Origin of the sequence: Agrobacterium vacciniicorymbosi, assembly GCF_040427045.1 — a bacterium.
Taxonomy (GTDB): Bacteria; Pseudomonadota; Alphaproteobacteria; order Rhizobiales; family Rhizobiaceae; genus Agrobacterium.
The window spans coordinates 43,504-58,600 of sequence record NZ_JBETMF010000015.1 but is presented as its reverse complement, the minus strand read 5'-3'; the positions used below and the strand labels follow the sequence as shown (position 1 = coordinate 58,600).

At 54.5% G+C, this 15,097-nt stretch carries 14 protein-coding genes; 6 read left to right on the top strand and 8 right to left on the bottom strand.

Annotated elements, in window-relative coordinates; all coding sequences use genetic code 11:
* Positions 1-29: 29 nt before the first annotated feature.
* The 3 genes from ABUK73_RS20510 to iolG are packed head-to-tail and all read right to left on the bottom strand — an operon-like array spanning position 30 to position 3,171.
* Complete coding sequence (locus tag ABUK73_RS20510) at positions 30-1,202, bottom strand: Gfo/Idh/MocA family protein (RefSeq protein WP_353578906.1); 1,173 nt, start codon at positions 1,200-1,202, stop codon at positions 30-32.
* A complete protein-coding gene (gene iolE, locus ABUK73_RS20505; protein WP_353578905.1) occupies positions 1,195-2,136 on the bottom strand; it encodes a myo-inosose-2 dehydratase in 942 nt (313 codons plus the stop codon). The genes ABUK73_RS20510 and iolE overlap by 8 nt, the downstream gene beginning before the upstream one ends.
* A gap of 27 nt (positions 2,137-2,163) precedes the next feature.
* Positions 2,164-3,171 carry an inositol 2-dehydrogenase gene (gene iolG, locus ABUK73_RS20500; RefSeq protein ID WP_353578904.1) on the bottom strand — a complete coding sequence of 336 codons (1,008 nt, stop codon included), beginning with the start codon at positions 3,169-3,171 and terminating at the stop codon, positions 2,164-2,166.
* A 122-nt stretch (positions 3,172-3,293) separates the two neighbouring features.
* Here iolG and ABUK73_RS20495 point away from each other — a divergent pair, with 122 nt between their 5' ends.
* Positions 3,294-4,307, top strand: coding sequence for a LacI family DNA-binding transcriptional regulator (locus ABUK73_RS20495; protein ID WP_312807500.1), 1,014 nt, complete (start codon positions 3,294-3,296; stop codon positions 4,305-4,307).
* 17 nt (positions 4,308-4,324) lie between these two features.
* On the opposite strand, the gene ABUK73_RS20490 is transcribed toward ABUK73_RS20495, so the two are convergent.
* Positions 4,325-5,079, bottom strand: a protein-coding gene (locus tag ABUK73_RS20490; RefSeq protein ID WP_233137172.1) for an IS5 family transposase whose coding sequence is annotated in 2 segments (ribosomal slippage) — positions 4,325-4,746 and positions 4,746-5,079 — 756 coding nt in all. Because the reading frame shifts where the segments join, the coding sequence is not laid out codon by codon here.
* Between the two features lie 508 nt (positions 5,080-5,587).
* Here ABUK73_RS20490 and ABUK73_RS20485 point away from each other — a divergent pair.
* Both ABUK73_RS20485 and ABUK73_RS20480 read left to right on the top strand, forming a co-directional pair.
* On the top strand, positions 5,588-6,520 hold the full coding sequence (locus ABUK73_RS20485; RefSeq protein ID WP_353578903.1) for a substrate-binding domain-containing protein: 933 nt from the start codon (positions 5,588-5,590) through the stop codon (positions 6,518-6,520).
* Positions 6,521-6,553: 33 nt separating this feature from the next.
* Positions 6,554-8,683 (top strand): methyl-accepting chemotaxis protein, encoded by a 2,130-nt coding sequence (locus tag ABUK73_RS20480; RefSeq protein WP_353578902.1) that lies wholly within the window; start codon positions 6,554-6,556, stop codon positions 8,681-8,683.
* A gap of 588 nt (positions 8,684-9,271) precedes the next feature.
* Here ABUK73_RS20480 and ABUK73_RS20475 read toward each other — a convergent pair.
* Positions 9,272-10,060 carry an HpcH/HpaI aldolase family protein gene (locus ABUK73_RS20475; RefSeq protein ID WP_353578901.1) on the bottom strand — a complete coding sequence of 263 codons (789 nt, stop codon included), beginning with the start codon at positions 10,058-10,060 and terminating at the stop codon, positions 9,272-9,274.
* 844 nt (positions 10,061-10,904) lie between these two features.
* Positions 10,905-11,114: a cold-shock protein gene (locus tag ABUK73_RS20470; RefSeq protein ID WP_067652490.1), complete on the bottom strand. Its 210-nt coding sequence runs from the start codon at positions 11,112-11,114 to the stop codon at positions 10,905-10,907.
* Positions 11,115-11,369: 255 nt separating this feature from the next.
* On the opposite strand from ABUK73_RS20470, the gene ABUK73_RS20465 reads away from it, so the two are divergent.
* Positions 11,370-11,873: a PAS domain-containing protein gene (locus ABUK73_RS20465; protein ID WP_353578900.1), complete on the top strand. Its 504-nt coding sequence runs from the start codon at positions 11,370-11,372 to the stop codon at positions 11,871-11,873.
* Positions 11,874-11,889: 16 nt separating this feature from the next.
* Here the strand turns inward: ABUK73_RS20465 and ABUK73_RS20460 are convergent, their stop codons facing one another.
* Together ABUK73_RS20460 and ABUK73_RS20455 are read right to left on the bottom strand one after the other, a co-directional pair.
* On the bottom strand, positions 11,890-12,135 hold the full coding sequence (locus tag ABUK73_RS20460) for a hypothetical protein (protein ID WP_353578899.1): 246 nt from the start codon (positions 12,133-12,135) through the stop codon (positions 11,890-11,892).
* A gap of 193 nt (positions 12,136-12,328) precedes the next feature.
* Positions 12,329-12,763: a hypothetical protein gene (locus tag ABUK73_RS20455; RefSeq protein ID WP_353578898.1), complete on the bottom strand. Its 435-nt coding sequence runs from the start codon at positions 12,761-12,763 to the stop codon at positions 12,329-12,331.
* A 280-nt stretch (positions 12,764-13,043) separates the two neighbouring features.
* Between ABUK73_RS20455 and ABUK73_RS20450 the strand changes: the two genes are divergently transcribed.
* Positions 13,044-13,388, top strand: a complete 345-nt coding sequence (locus ABUK73_RS20450; RefSeq protein WP_233125073.1) for a hypothetical protein — start codon at positions 13,044-13,046, stop codon at positions 13,386-13,388.
* A 446-nt stretch (positions 13,389-13,834) separates the two neighbouring features.
* On the top strand, positions 13,835-14,980 hold the full coding sequence (locus tag ABUK73_RS20445) for a hypothetical protein (protein ID WP_353578897.1): 1,146 nt from the start codon (positions 13,835-13,837) through the stop codon (positions 14,978-14,980).
* The last annotated feature ends 117 nt before the right edge of the window (positions 14,981-15,097 follow it).

Sequence of the window (15,097 nt, the reverse complement as noted above, 5' to 3'; positions counted from 1 at the left end):
TCCTTCCATGATGGGCGAATGCCCGTCGCTTAACGGGCGATCGTCTGCCATGTCTTTGTTTCCAGAGACAGTTCCATGGCATCGATGATGCGCTCGTTGGCAAGGCCGAATTCGAAATTTGGGAAGCAGTCGTCGTCGTTGACGATGCCTTCGATCAGATCTCGCACCTCAATCACCTTGACGTCGAAGTAACCAAGGCCACCACCCGCGAAATCGAAGCCGAAGAAAGCGGAGAACTGCGAGACCTGGCTTCCGGCATAGATCGTCTTGAAGCCACGGTCCGGCTTGGGATCGTTGAAGCGCGAGATTTTCAGTTCGTTGAAACGCTCTCCGTCCATCAGGATGGTGCCTTCCGTGCCAGACACCTCCCAGTAAATGCCGAAGACCTTTCCGGCGGCAACGCGTGATGCTTCGATTGTTCCGCCAGCGCCGTTTGCGAAGCGAACAAGCGTCTGTATTTGGTCCTCGTTTTCGACCACCGCACGCGGAGCTTCACTGCCAGCCTTTGCACCATAACCCGATCCGCCCTGTGGAACGGGCCGTGTTGGGAAAAACGTCTGCGTTTGAGCGATGACGCTTTCAAAATCGCCCATCAAATATTGTGCGACGGAGATCACATGGCTGCCGAGATCGCCAAGAGCGCCGGAGCCTGCGTCTTTGCGTGTGCAACGCCAGGAAAACGGCAGCTCAGGATCGGAGAAGAAGCCCTGGTCGAACCAACCACGAAAGCGCATCGGCGTGCCGATGTCACCCTTGTCGATCAACTGCTTGGCCAGCATAGCGGCAGGCGTCTTGATGTTGTTGAAGGCCACCATGGTCTTGACGCCCTTGCTTCTGGCGGCGGCGGCCATTTCCTCCGCCTCCTCCAGCGTCACAGACAGGGGCTTTTCGCAATAGACGTGTTTACCGGCGGCGATTGCTGCCATTGCCATTTCATGGTGCATGGAGTTCGGCGAGGTAATGTCGACAACGTCGATTTCAGGGTCTTCGACCAGCTTGCGCCAGTCTCCCGTGCTTCTCTCGAAGCCAAATCGAGCGGCTGCATCGGCGGCAAGCTCGTCCGTCGCATCCGCCAGAAGGCATAGGCGGGGAACGGCAGGCAGATCGCGATACAGCATCCCCGCACGGCGATAGGCATCCGAGTGTGCCTGACCCATGAAGCCGGATCCGATCAGGCCAATATTGAGAGTTTTCTTATTCATGATTTTCATCCTGATGAACGGGGGTATTGGCAAAAGTGTCAAGGACATGGTTGAAGGCAGCGGTGACGGCGGGGAGTGGCGGGGTAAGTGCCGGATCCTGTTCCGCTTCGACGACCAGCCAGCCACGATAGCCGCTTTGCCGAACGAAGGTGGCCAGTGGGGCAAAATCGATGATCCCGTCGCCCGGCACAGTGAACATGCCTTTCCGCACGCCGGCATTAAAACTCAGATCTCCGCTGCGGACTTCGGCCATCACTGGCCCACGCACATCTTTCAGGTGAATATGAGCGATGCGGTGGTCAAACCGTTCAATCAGACGGGTGTAGTCGAACCCTGCGGCAGTGGCGTGGCCAGTGTCGAGAAGAAGTCCGACGGACGCGCCCGAATTGTCAAACAGGGAGGAAATCTCGTCAAATGTTTCGGCCACCATCATCAGGTGATGGTGATAGGCCAGCGCCAGACCATATTCCCCCCTCAGTCGCATACCGAAATCTGTCAGCCGCGCTCCATAGGCGGCAAAATCTTCCTTCGGCATCAGACGTCGCGCGGACATCTGTGCATCCAGCGGGGCACCGGGCGTCATCATGGCCACTTCGCCATAGACCATGACCGACGAGCCCATGTGGCGCAGCAACTTGGCGTGATCTGCCACGGCGGCCATCTCTGCATCGACATCGTATTCCGCCAGGCTTCCAGAGTGCCAGCCTGAGGCCAAAGCCAGTCCGCGGTCACTCAGAAGAGGTGCCAATGTCTTGAAGTCGCGGGGTAACTTACGCCCGAGTTCGACGCCCTGATAACCGACACTTGCTGCATCATCCAGGCAGGTTTCGAGCGATATGTTAGCGCCCAGATCTTCCAGCACGTCGTTGGCCCAGGAAAGCGGACTTACCGCGAGACGAACGCCGCTCGGCAGGTTCGATAGTTTTTCGTTCATGATAAACTCCTCCGCAAAACGCTGCAACTAAGGTCGCCAGTCTGGTCCGATGTGAATGGGCATGCCGGTCTGCATGGAAACAATCGCCGCCTCTGCAATCCTCTGCGCTTCAAGTCCGTCTCGAATGCCGGCAAGAGGTTCGCGCCCCGTCTCGATCATATCAACGAAGGCCACCATCTCGTCGCGGTAGGCAGCCGCAAAACGTTCGATGAAATAATTCATCGGTGGCGAGGCGCGAAAGCCGCTCACGTCTGCAATCGTGACGCCACGCTGCGGGCGGTTCTCCACATACAGCACCTCTTTCGAGCAAAGCACCTCTAGCCGCTGATCGTAGCCGAAGGGTGCGCGGCGGCAGTTTATCATCTGCACAAACCGGCCAGATGCAGATGTCAGCGTCACCATGGCCGTATCGATATCTCCGGCATCGCCGATCTCCTTGTCGATCAGGCAATTGCCGACCGCATAAACGGTGACGATCTCCTCGCCGAGAAGATAACGTGCCATGTCGAAATCGTGGATCGCCTGATCACGGAACATGCCGCCGGAATGGCTGATATACGCTACAGATGGTGGCGATGGATCGCGGGTATGCATGACGATATGTTCGAGAGTACCTGCGTCGCCACTCACGACGCGATCACGCACAAAGCGAAAGTCGGGGTCATAGCGGCGCTGGAAAGCAAGAAAGCAGGCCACGCCGGATACCTCTACAGCATTGGTGACCGCCTCCACTGTCGCAAAATTCAGGCTGACAGGCTTTTCGCAAAAGATGGCCTTGCCGGATTTAGCCGCTTTCAGTAGCAGTTCGGCATGTGTATCGGTCGAACTGGCGATGATGACACCGTCGATTGACGAGTCTGAGAACACCGTGTCTGCCGAAACGCTTTCTGCACCGAGCCGAGCCGCAAGAAGCGCCTGATGCTCACCAGCAATTGGGTCGACAAGATATTTGATCTGCACCGAGCCCAGGCCGCCCGCATTTATCGCGTGCACATGCCCAATACGACCCGCGCCGAAGACAGCGAGATTGATCATTGATAGCCTCCCATTCCTTCCCGGTGCTGTTATGGCTTCATCCGGGTTGTGGGAAGACTAGCCTGGTGTTACTGATGGAAAACGTCAATTTTTGAAGAGATATCTTCAAATGGAGATGAACGATGAGCAAACCTACTGCTCAGGATCTAGCATCTGCAGCAGGCGTGTCGCTGTCGACCGTCGACCGTGTTCTTAACAATCGTGGCGGCGTGAGCGAGGACAGAGAACGCCGTGTGCTCGAGCATGCGCGCAAGCTCAAGATCGACAGGGCGCTGAACCAGCGGGCAGCACGCACCCTTCGCATCGCGGTTCTGCTCCAGCCGAGATCAAACCCTTTTCATGCCTTGGTTCAAGATCATTTTGAGGCAGCAAACCGGAATTTCGCTTTCTATAATCTTCAGTTCCAAGTGCATCACATCAACCCCCTCCGTCCTGCTGTGACGGCACAGTTGATAAATTCCCTATCTTCACGCTGCGATGCACTTGCCATAATCAGTCCGCAAAATGCGGCAGTCGCGGCGGCGTTGAGGGCATTTGGTCAAGGTGGAAAGCCCGTCGTCACCATGGTAACCGATCTTCGCGATGCTGAAAGATATGCCTATGTCGGACCAGACAACAGGAAAGCGGGCCGTGTCGCGGGCGATTTAATGGGACGTTTGCTCGGCAGGGACGGCGGGGAAATTGTCGTCATCGCGGGTCTGATCAGCATGATAGGCCATGAGGAGCGCGAGATGGGGTTCCGGACCGTTCTGCGTGAGCGCTATCCCCAGTGCAAGGTGACCGAGGTGCTCGAAAGCATGGAGCGCGGAGATATGGCAGGTGACCTCGTCTTCAACGCGTTGAGAAAAAATCCAGCTATACGAGGCATCTATAATGCGTCTGCGGGCGCTCAAACGGTGGTCAACGCCATGACGAAGCTTGGTAAGAACAAAGACGTGATTTTTATCACCCATGAGCTCACGAAAGATCGCCGTCATTTGATGCGAGATGGAATGATTGACGCAATCATCGATCAGGATCCAGAGACTGAGGTGCGGACTGCGGTAGAAGCGCTCGCCGCCTATTTTGGGAGAACGGAAAAACGCCTTCTTTCCCTTATCACTCCAATTCAGATACATATGATTGAGAACTGCTAGGCTCAGGACTCGTTAAATCAGAGCCAGAAGATGACGGTTGCTGCGATGCATATGCTTGAGAAGAATGTGTGAGCGCAGCGATCGTATCGTGTGTGAATTCGCCGCCAGTCCTTGAGTCTGCCGAACATGTTTTCGATCTTGTGGCGCTTTTTGTAGAGCACCTGATCATGTGGAATAAAGACCTTGCGGTTTGCCCGAGATGGAATACAGGCGGTTATCTTGCGGGCAGCTAGCGCGTCTCGAAACCAGTCGGCATCATAGCCCTTGTCGGCTAGCAGCGTCTTTGCCTTGGGAAAGGCGTCGATCATTTTCGCTGCCCCTTTGTAGTCGCTCATCTGCCCCTCGCTCAAAAGCAGGATGAGAGGACGGCCGTGGCCATCGCAAACAGCGTGCAGCTTGGAGTTCAGGCCGCCCTTGGTTCGTCCGATACGTCGGGGAACATCCCCTTTTTTAGCAGACTGGCTGCGGTGCGATGGGCTTTCAAATGGGTAGCATCGATCATCAATTGCTCGGGCTTGCCGCGTTTGGCAATCAGTTCAGCCAAAATCCGGTTGAAGACGCCGAGCCTGCTCCAGCGGATGAAGCGGTTGTAGATCGTCTTGTGCGGGCCGTATTCCCTCGGCGCGTCGCGCCATCGCAGCCCATTGCGCAAGACGAAGATGATGCCACTCAGGATCAGCCGGTCATCAACGCGAGGAACACCGTGGGACAGCGGAAAGTAGGGCTCGATCCGGCGCATCTGCGCCTCGGATAACAGCAGCAAATCACTCATCGTTCCTCCCTCCGTTCAACACAGTGAATCAAACGAAGAACGCAATCGCAAGCTATTTAATAGGTCCTGAGCCTAGACGCATTCGTTTAGAGTAATAACCTTGACTTAGGTGCAGATCAACACCGCTAAGACCTCTCTTCTACCTCGCCAAAATGACGGTCTGCTCGGCCGATGTTTCTAAATGAGAGCAAACAGAAAATCGCTAAAGTGCCGTTTTCGTCGTTTATCAATGTGCGTCACAATTCTCCAAATCCCTATATATGTTGCTGGAGAGTAGACCGTGCTTGCCGTCCGAGCAGATTAGGACTTCATTACTTGTCACCAAAATATATTATTGGGCACTTCGGCGGAATAATAATTCTCCTAAATAAAATATCGGCATTATTATTCCGAAATATCATGATATATTCAATTTATTGTTCCTGGTAATGATTATCCTCGTGAAATTATAAGAGGAAATTAACCATGCATAGCCTAAATTACCCTTGAATAAAGGGGGCTTACATAAATGCGATTATCTGTAGTTGTTACATCAATCTTATTGTTGGGGACGAGCTATGTTGAGGCAAAGACACTCGGGGTGTCGATCGCCAACGCGAATGACGCTTTTCTTCACAGCCTGCTAGGTGGCATCAAGAATGCCGCCGATAAGATTCCAGACATGAAATTGCATGTCGAAGACGCTGGTGGCGATCCTTCGCGTCAAATGGAGCAGATCAATAAGCTGGCGGCCGACCGCGTCGATGCAATGATCGTAATCCTTTCGGACGGCGACCTTGGAGCAAAGATTTCGCAGATTGGCACCACCGCCAGCATACCCGTTGTCTATGTCAACAACGTTCCAGTCAATTCCGCCGAGCTTCCCGCTCATCAAACCGTGGTCGCCTCAGATGAAGTTGAAAGCGGAACGATGGAAACCCAGGAGGTTTGTCGCCTTCTAGGAGGCAAAGGCAAAGCTGTCGTTTTGATCGGAGAGTATTTCCATCCTGCGGCACGCACACGCACGAAGGACATCGATAGCGTTTTGTCCACCGATGCATGCAAGGGAATTTCCATACTAGAGAGGCAATCGGCGAACTGGTCACGTGACCAGGCTGACAATCTGATGCAAGAATGGCTGACCGCTGGCGTAAAGTTCGATGCCGTTATCGCAAATAACGATGAAATGGCTCTTGGTGCGATCCGGGCCATGAAGCGAAACAACATGCAAATGGATAAGGTTGTGGTGAGCGGCATCGATGCGACGTCGGATGCGCTTGACGCGATGGCTGCGGGCGACCTCGATGTCAGTGTCCTTCAAAATGCCCCTCAACAGGGTTCCAAGGGCGTCGAGGCGGCCATTAAGCTTATGGATGGCGGAACCGTACCTGCTTTTATTAAAGTGCCTTTCGAGCTGGTTACTCCGGTCAATCTGAAATCCTACCTGGTTAAAAGCCAGTGATCCGCGCAAACAAAGATATTGGAAGGGACTAAGATGACATTCTGGAAAAAATCAGGAATCAGGACGCAAATCACCCTCGGCTTTCTGCCGCTCATCTTGCTCATGAGCGCTCTCACCTTCGTGGGAAATGATGGACTGGGACGCTTGTCGAACGTGTTCTCCAGCTTCCGCTACACAGCAGCGCAGAGCCTGGCCATTTTTGACTATAACGTACAGCTGCAACGTATCCGTCTCGCGGCAGAAGCTTATCGCTCTAATCCGTCCGACTCAATCGCATCGCAGCTCCAGGACGCCGTGAAAGCGTTTGCGGTAGACGACCCGCGCATGGCGTCTGACGCTGACCTTCAGTCTGGTTTGAATGTAGTGCGTCGCGATGTTGCAGATTACAACACTGCCTTCGGAAAGCTGGTCGATCTCCAGAAGAAAAAAGAAGTTCTTCTTGGCAAGGTCACCGAATTCGGCCCGTGGACCATCATCGCGCTGAAAGATATCCAGCGTTCGGCGTGGCGCAAGAACGACACGAACGCGCTTTATAAAACCGGCGAGGTCATCAACCTTATGAACCAGAGCCTGTATTATTCCGAACGATTTGTTCACTCCGGTGATCTCTCGGCATATGGCTCGGCCCAGACTACCCTGAATGACGCGCTCAAGGGCGCGGATGCCGTGGTGGCGTCCAGCTCAGATAAGTCTCAGGCAGGGCGTGCTGATGCCGCACGACGTTTGATGCGCAACTACACCAATCGCCTTGATGAAGTTCGCGATGCCTGGCTTCAGAGCAACGAGATACGATCGAAACAGATAGACGTTCTGGGTCCGAAGATTGCATCGTCATTCGATGCCCTGCTTGCCAAGGTGACGGGCAATCAGAACAGTTTGGGTGAAACAGCGAAGGTGACCGCAAGTGATACTGCGTCCAAGACCTTCATAATATCGGCAATTCTCATCGTCATCGGCCTTGTACTAGCGTATGTTATCGGCCGTCTTATATCCGCCGCCGTAAGCCGGATGGCCGTCACCATGGAGCAACTCGCCCACGGGAATGACAATGTGTCGATCGAAGGAACCGAATACCGGCATGAACTTGGTGCCATGGCGCGTTCATTGCTCGTGTTCCAGGACACGGGCCGCGGCAAGGTCGCAGCCGAGCTGGCAGCTGAAAGAACGCGGCTTGCTGCTGAAAACGAGCGCTTGGCGCAGGAGCGTGACAAGGCAGAAGAGGCTGTGCGAATGGCACACGCGTTCGAACAGATATCGCTTGGTCTCGATGCCCTCTCGCGCGGCGATCTTACAGTACGTATTGGAACCGTTGACGAGCGGTACGAGCAAATACGCAACCACTTCAATACGTCGGTTGCCTCGTTGGAAGAAACCATCGGTACGGTAGCGACAGCCGTCAGCACGATCCGTTCCGGTCTTGAAGAAATCTCGTCTGCCTCCAACGATCTGGCTCGTCGTACAGAACAGCAGGCTGCATCTTTGGAAGAAACTGTCGCAGCTCTGGGTGACGTATCGCATCGCGTCCATGGAACAGCAGAGGGGGCTGGACTTGCGCAACAGACAGTTGCTGCTGCCCGTGACAACGCGACCAAGGGAGGCGATATCGTGGCACGTGCCGTGCAGGCGATGACCGCGATCCAAGACTCTTCCACGAAGATCGGCAACATCATCGGTGTCATCGATGAAATCGCCTTCCAGACCAACCTTCTGGCTTTGAACGCTGGTGTCGAGGCCGCGCGTGCAGGTGAGGCAGGCAAGGGCTTTGCTGTTGTCGCGCAAGAAGTGCGCGAACTGGCGCAGCGCTCCGCAAACGCAGCCAAGGAGATCAAAACATTGATCTCTACGTCAAGTGCGCAGGTACAGACAGGTGTTGATCTGGTTAGCGCCACTGGCTCTTCATTGAGCGACATTGTTGACCAAGTTGTGAAGATGAGTTCGACAATCACCGAAATCGCGGACTCAGCCCGCGAGCAGGCAATGAGCCTGAAAGAGGTCACCGGTGCCGCCGATCAAATGGACAAGGTAACCCAACAGAACGCCGCGATGGTGGAAGAGACGACAGCCGCGGCACAAAACTTGACTCAGGAAACGGAAAGTCTATCCGAAATGATGCGCCGTTTCCGGACTAGCAAAGGTAATCAACGGCATAAGTTCGCTGCGTGATGTTTTGCACAAACAGCCACTGATCGACAGTGGCTGTTTATCTTCTTAGAATAAACTCACTTCTACCGCAGCCACACCTCTCGAGATCTGTCTGTTTTGTTCTGATTGGATAGCTGGCCGTGGAAACCGGACCAATCCTTCACCGGCAGGCGTCCCATCGAGCCTGCTTCGACGCGCTGGAATGAGTGACGAACGCGACATAATCAACGCGGAATTTGACTTAGCGAAATGCCACAAACTGTTCAGGCAAACATAGGCAACTGCGCTTGCAGACCTTCGTTACCCTATCATAAGCCAACTAATTTCTGAAAAAACATGCTGCCGCCATCATCTCACTTGCTGTTTACGCAGTTTAATCTAGTGGCCTACAAATATAGAGATTGCCATTTGAAGCTGTCGCGTGAGGCATCGCGTTTCTTTGATGCTTTCATATCATTTTACTTAAGGAACACATTCCAAATCTGTTAGTATCGAGCAAGTCCCATCCAAATATTCGTCAGGTGCCGGACGGCCAAAAGACCAACAGTACTTCCTATATGCAGACTAGCAGTTTCGTGGCACTTTCTCCTCCACCGCGGATACCCTACGTCAAGGCTTAGGCTTTCGGGCCGGAAAACCCGACCGGCAGCTCTCCAACAAAGCACTCGTTTCGCGCGCCAGTATCCATGTGTCTGCGCCTACAGCGACAAAAGCCGCTCCTTGGCCAATGGCTATAGTCGCCGCCGCGTGGCCGTAGGCAAGCACGCCAGAACCTTTGCCTGCGTTGTTTATGCGCGTTATCGCTTCGCTGATCGCGCGCTGGACGGGCTCTGCATTGGTCTGGCCGAGATAGCCCATTGATGCAGCCAAATCGCCGGGTCCGATGAAGATCGCGTCAATTCCCTCAACCGCAGCAATCTCCTCAATGTTTTCCAAGGCCAGCAGCGTCTCAGCCTGCACTATCACGCATATTTCTGTAGATGTACGCCCAACATAGCCCGTGTCTCGACCATAATTTGAGGCTCGGACCACACTCGAGATGCCCCTTTTCCCTTCCGGAGGATATCGAGTCCAACTTACCGCTGCACGGGCCTGCGCTGCGGTATCTATCATAGGAAACATCAACGTTTTAACGCCTATATCTAACAAACGCTTTGTAATTACAGGTTCTGAGGTCGGTGGGCGAACTATGACAGAGGCGGCTTCACCAACTGCGCGTAACTGATCCGCAACAGTCGAGATCTCGTTCGGCGCGTGCTCCATATCAACTAGAAGCCAGTCTGCCCCGGACCCGGCCGCGATTTCCGCCGAGGCTGCGTTGCACAGGCTTACCCACAGGCCTAGTTGCGGATCACTCCTGCTAAGTCCTTCTTTAAAACGGTTACCAATTTTAATCATCCTAAAACACTCTCTTGCAGTCTATGACGCCCTTTATACGCCGACGCACGTAAGTCGTAAATCTGCTCATCCGCTGACTTCGATAGAGCAGACATCCTATAAGCAATCTCGGTAGCCTGTTTCTCAACACAACGGATTTCTGGGGACTAAAAAGTTGGGCAGATTTGCGCGGTAATCCACGCAGGTCGCACTTGGAATTAGAATGTACCCCCGTTACATACAAAGATCGCGTAATCTATCTTATGGAACTTTAACATTGATTCGAGTTTCGTTGATCGCTGCTTGTTACAGCCGACACACATGATTTGCCGTATTCAGCATCATGCGATCAGCGTTACGGGCGCCCAGCAAGGACAGCGAGAATTGCATGCCATGGCTTGAAGCTGGGAAAGGAAGTTGCGGATATCCACCTGCCATATCCACAGCGCCACCCCCGCCGCTTCGAGAGCCCCGCGAAGCTCGCCGGAGGAACAATCGGAATGGTCGAAGGCTGTGGTCTCTGGTCATGGGTCAGGCCTTTTTGCGGGTTTTGACCGCGGGCTTGGTGGCCGCTATCAAACGGTCTTCTTCCTCTTTTGCAAGCCGCGCTTCACGCAGGCGGGAGGTTTTTTCCTCACGCGATCTGGTCACGTGGTCGATCTCTTCGACTGCATTTCCGCGACCGAAAAACTGGGATTGCACATGGCTGAAGGCGAGTTCGGCGTCTTGGAGAGATTTGCTCTAGGACATCAAGCCCTCCATAGATTTATGCAAACTGAAAAAGGCCGGACAATCGTCCGGCCTTTCAAAAATGGTGCTCCTGCGATGCCAGGACATCCGTGGTCAAAGCGGAAGCAGTCAAAAATTATGCGGACTGAAGGTTCGTCGCCGACATCTTGCCCGACTTCTTGTCACGCTCGAGCTCGTAGCTCAGCTTCTGTCCTTCGACGATTTCGCGCATTCCTGCGCGTTCGACCGCCGAGATATGGACGAAGGCATCTTCGCCGCCGTTGTCCGGCTGAATAAAGCCGAAGCCCTTGGTGGCGTTAAACCATTTTACTGTGCCTGTGGCCATAATGAACCCTTTCAATGCATCGTTGTCAGTGCGCAAGGCCTGAGGCCTCGCGAGAAGCATAACGATAGTTTGAAAGAAAAGTTCGCCGAGATGCAGTAGAAGCGCGGTAACCGGAGTTCAACAAGCAAAAGATCGATCCGCAATCATTAGAGGAAACGAATAAATGCGTCAACTTTTAGCTTTGTGTCTTGTTTTTCGGATTTTCAGATTCTAGCTTTTGTCAGGGTGAAGGAAACGTGCGGGACGTGGGGCTGTATGCAGACAGAAGTTAAAGAAACAAAGCTGTTAAACCGCTTGATGCGAAAAGTAGCGTTTTACTCGTGGTCGATCCCTGAGAATATGATTACCGCCGACAAGACATTTGGGGAGTTTTACGAGATAAGTGACGATGACCTCGTCAAAGGGGTCGCGGTGGAACACATCCTCTCGCTTATCGTCGAAGATGATCGCGCGCGCCTGGCTGAGCGCATCCACAGTGTTCTGCTCGGCGGCCCACCCGCCGTTACGCCTTATCGTATTCGTAGCCCTAGCGGAAAGTATAAGTCCCTCGTCAGCATCGGTTCCTGTTCACGCGATGAGGACGGTTTGCCTGTCACTTACTCCGGGATTGTGATGCCTGCTGAGGACATGGAAATCCACGAGACAGAAGCAGGGATCGAAGGCCATATTTCCGCAGCCATCGCGCTCGCCCAGCAGAGTGGTAATGCACTTACGGAGCGTTACCTGAAATCTGCGCTGCAAACTGTCGTAAAGACCTGACCCTGAGAACGGAAGTCTAACGCTTCCGCTGCTGTGCGCTGACCGCGACATGGACGAGAACCGCCGTTGAAAGCAAGATCGACGAGACCATCGCGGCGATCGATATTAGCCCACCGTTCGTGATTTCAGTTTTCGCTCGAAAGCCGCTATCCCTCGTGATCATCAACGACACCTCAGCGCGGTGGACTCCGCGCAAAGGCGTTTTTTCAGCGCCTTGATGTCTCGTGTTTTGGGAAAGGCTGTCGGAACCGCTGTCTTTCATTTCTTCAGTTTATCCTCAACCTTGCTACGGCTGTTGCCAGCGGTCTTGATTGCGTCCGCGAGTAGTCTTTGCCATCTGAGCCTCCTGGGTTTAAAATCACCGATAACTCGCCCAGAACACAACTCGTCGGTTTCTCGTTGGGAACTTGGATAGTGCTTTTTATACCATGTTCATCCCACCTTATCCGTGATCATCAGTCTACGACGCCTGTCTCCTCGGGGAAGAATTTCATTGCGTACTCTGGATAGTCACCGTCGAACAAGACTTTCTTGCTGTACCGATCCGTGATCGTCAGATGCAATTCATCTGCGTCTGTGGCGACGTGCTGGAACAGATAGAGGTATTCGCTGTCGTCGGATATGCCGTCGGCGATACGAAATTCACGTTGAGCGTCTGCCAACATTAAGCCCATCAACGCCTGACAGAGCGATATTTGTGGATGATGACGATAGGAATTCATGTCACCGGCAATCTGCTGGCGAGCCGTTTTCCAATGATGTAGCACCGTGGACTGAAGCAAATAGGGTTCGGTGTCATCGTGCTTATAGAGATGGAACCTCACCATCGGTGGATTATCGCGGCCTGGGTAGGGCGAGATTTCGAATACGAACGTTGAACGGGTGGACAATCCTTATCTCCTTTTTGCAAATCGCGCAGAACCTATGGGCAAACGACTAACAAAACATGATGGAGTTCAATGCAGGATAAACGGAAGCTAACTCGACAGCATAGCAAGCCGAGTTCATTGGCAATTGAAACAAATCGGCCCGAACGTTAATCCAAGCGCCGGAGACTTGAGTCAAATTGCGCTCAAACGATTCGATACTTGAGGGGTTCGTTTCCCTTTCTGAGATTTTCGTTTCAAGCCTTCAGATTTCCGATTCACGATCGACAGGACGACCAAGGATATGCCGAGGGACACGCTGACAGAGCGCAATCGCAAACAGCGTGAACGCCAACGCGACCTTAGAGCGCGGCAACGAGCGGCCAAGCGGCCCGACCGTGACGACGTCGCGCGCGTCATGCTGCAATGGTTCATCGTGGGCGCAGTTGCCAAGGGACGACAGAAGGAACTCGAACAGAGTGAGGATGTCATCGTGAAGCGTCTGGTCGCCCAGGGTTTTGACGAGGCTGCTTGCTACGACGTCTTCGACCGTCTGGTCGAGAAGTATTCAGGCGAGCACTGGGACTTTCGCCGCAAACCGCATCTGCTGTTTCCCGACGGGGCACCGGATGACGACATGTCAGACTGAGGCTTGAGTCTGATCGTGAACGGATCGCGCTCGTTCCGCTTGGCTTCGGTTTTGTGCAAACGGTGTTTCCATTCTGGGATGTCTTCTCCCCGTGACTTCTTCAAACGCCGTTTGCAGATGAATCGATTCATTGGAGCTTTTGACGGTTGGCTGGCAGACTTGGCTCCGCTCCGCTCCGCTTGGCTTGGCTGACGGGCTGCTCACCAGTCTCCGGGCGTTCGCAATTCGTTAACCACGATGACGCACCTGCGCTGGCCCCTCCCCTTTGTGAGCGCCGCGTTAACCGCGTTCCGGTCCTGTTCTCTTTTTTGACGGGGGGACCTTGAGATCCGTTTCGGGTCCTGCCAGGAATGAGCGGCTCCCTGATCGGAGCAGACGGCCCAAGCCGGTGCTGATAACACCGACAAGGGCCTGACCCTCAAGCCTTCTGTGAAAGGAATCGGGCTATGACCAACCTACACACTTCCTCGCCTATGGCGAAAGCTCCGCGTGCCGCATCTGCGGCGTCATCCACCGCCAATGGCACAACAATGTTGCCCGTCCAGCAGCTTTTCGCGGACCGCGTGCCTCAACGGATCGAACCAGAGGGCATCGAGCCACCGGCGCTGCGCCGCCACGCCCATCTCGTCCGTTACCCTGACGTCGAAGCGGATTTCGACGTCCTCATCGACAAAGCGATCGCCGCGATTGCCGAGGGCGCGCCAGTCAAGGACGAGATCCTCGGCCACTATGTGAACATCGCCTCACTGGTGCGGGCCGTCAGTTTCCGCGAAGGCAAGTTGCTGGAGCAGGCTGTCGAGCGGCTGGCCAGGGTCAACCCGGATCTGGTCGTGCTCATGCAGTCGATCAAGCTGCCCTTGGTCAAAGCCGCCATCGAAGCGGTCGCGGGCAACGACTGGAAGCACCTCGATGGCGTGCGGCTGGATTGCGATGCACCAGCAAAAGGCAGCTACACACCAGACCTCATCGTCGTCAACCTCGCCAAGCGGGCCGCTTTTGTCCTCGACCTCAAGCGGTCCCTGGCGTCGTACGGTGACACCAGTCGGCTCGAAGAGTTGAAGCTGAAGATGCTGGCGTCGGCGATGGTGTTGCCGGACTGGCTTTACAAGACGCAGAAGAGGATGATGGTCGAAACGGTCGGTGTTGCCATCATCGACGGTGCCAGCCGTCCAAGCGATCATGCAGCGGGCGTCTGGGCCTTGTCCGAGATCGACGACCTGCTCGAGATTGAAGGAGCAGCCCTTTGCATGGCGCAATTGCGTCTGCGCTTTGGGGTGCGGGTCCAGCAACTGCTCGAAGCGGAGGCACGACGCGCGATCGAGATCGCACAGCCCCCCTTGGCAACACCCGCACCGGCGATTTTGACATCAGGGCGACGCTTTGGGATTTTGCGTTCCACCTCCCCTGCACTCGTCTGCCAGGATGTTGCCGATTGTGGTGACCACTCCACGGTCTGCAACTGCACCCGGTGCCATGACGACGTTGACGGTGACGATGGTCGCGATGATCCCGAGGCGCTTGCGCACGAACCTAACGCCTGGCCACCTCAACATATCCGCGTCGGGTTTGCGCGGCGTCTCCTCGACGCCTAAGGCAACCGCCCGTTTACAGTGAGGCAGTTGGCTGCGGCTCTGACGCACGCAGCCAGCCTTTTCCATGTCCCTGTTTTGAACACGCCGTCCACCCAAGCTGGACCGGCGAGGAGATCT

What these genes read in the sequence shown, in the direction of transcription:
- ABUK73_RS20510 (WP_353578906.1), bottom strand. Translation starts at nt 1,202, where the DNA reads ATGAATAAGAAAACTCTCAATATTGGCCTGATCGGATCCGGCTTCATG.
- iolE (WP_353578905.1), bottom strand. Translation starts at nt 2,136, where the DNA reads ATGAACGAAAAACTATCGAACCTGCCGAGCGGCGTTCGTCTCGCGGTA.
- iolG (WP_353578904.1), bottom strand. Translation starts at nt 3,171, where the DNA reads ATGATCAATCTCGCTGTCTTCGGCGCGGGTCGTATTGGGCATGTGCAC.
- ABUK73_RS20495 (WP_312807500.1), top strand. Translation starts at nt 3,294, where the DNA reads ATGAGCAAACCTACTGCTCAGGATCTAGCATCTGCAGCAGGCGTGTCG.
- ABUK73_RS20485 (WP_353578903.1), top strand. Translation starts at nt 5,588, where the DNA reads ATGCGATTATCTGTAGTTGTTACATCAATCTTATTGTTGGGGACGAGC.
- ABUK73_RS20480 (WP_353578902.1), top strand. Translation starts at nt 6,554, where the DNA reads ATGACATTCTGGAAAAAATCAGGAATCAGGACGCAAATCACCCTCGGC.
- ABUK73_RS20475 (WP_353578901.1), bottom strand. Translation starts at nt 10,060, where the DNA reads ATGATTAAAATTGGTAACCGTTTTAAAGAAGGACTTAGCAGGAGTGAT.
- ABUK73_RS20470 (WP_067652490.1), bottom strand. Translation starts at nt 11,114, where the DNA reads ATGGCCACAGGCACAGTAAAATGGTTTAACGCCACCAAGGGCTTCGGC.
- ABUK73_RS20465 (WP_353578900.1), top strand. Translation starts at nt 11,370, where the DNA reads ATGCAGACAGAAGTTAAAGAAACAAAGCTGTTAAACCGCTTGATGCGA.
- ABUK73_RS20460 (WP_353578899.1), bottom strand. Translation starts at nt 12,135, where the DNA reads ATGAAAGACAGCGGTTCCGACAGCCTTTCCCAAAACACGAGACATCAA.
- ABUK73_RS20450 (WP_233125073.1), top strand. Translation starts at nt 13,044, where the DNA reads ATGCCGAGGGACACGCTGACAGAGCGCAATCGCAAACAGCGTGAACGC.
- ABUK73_RS20445 (WP_353578897.1), top strand. Translation starts at nt 13,835, where the DNA reads ATGACCAACCTACACACTTCCTCGCCTATGGCGAAAGCTCCGCGTGCC.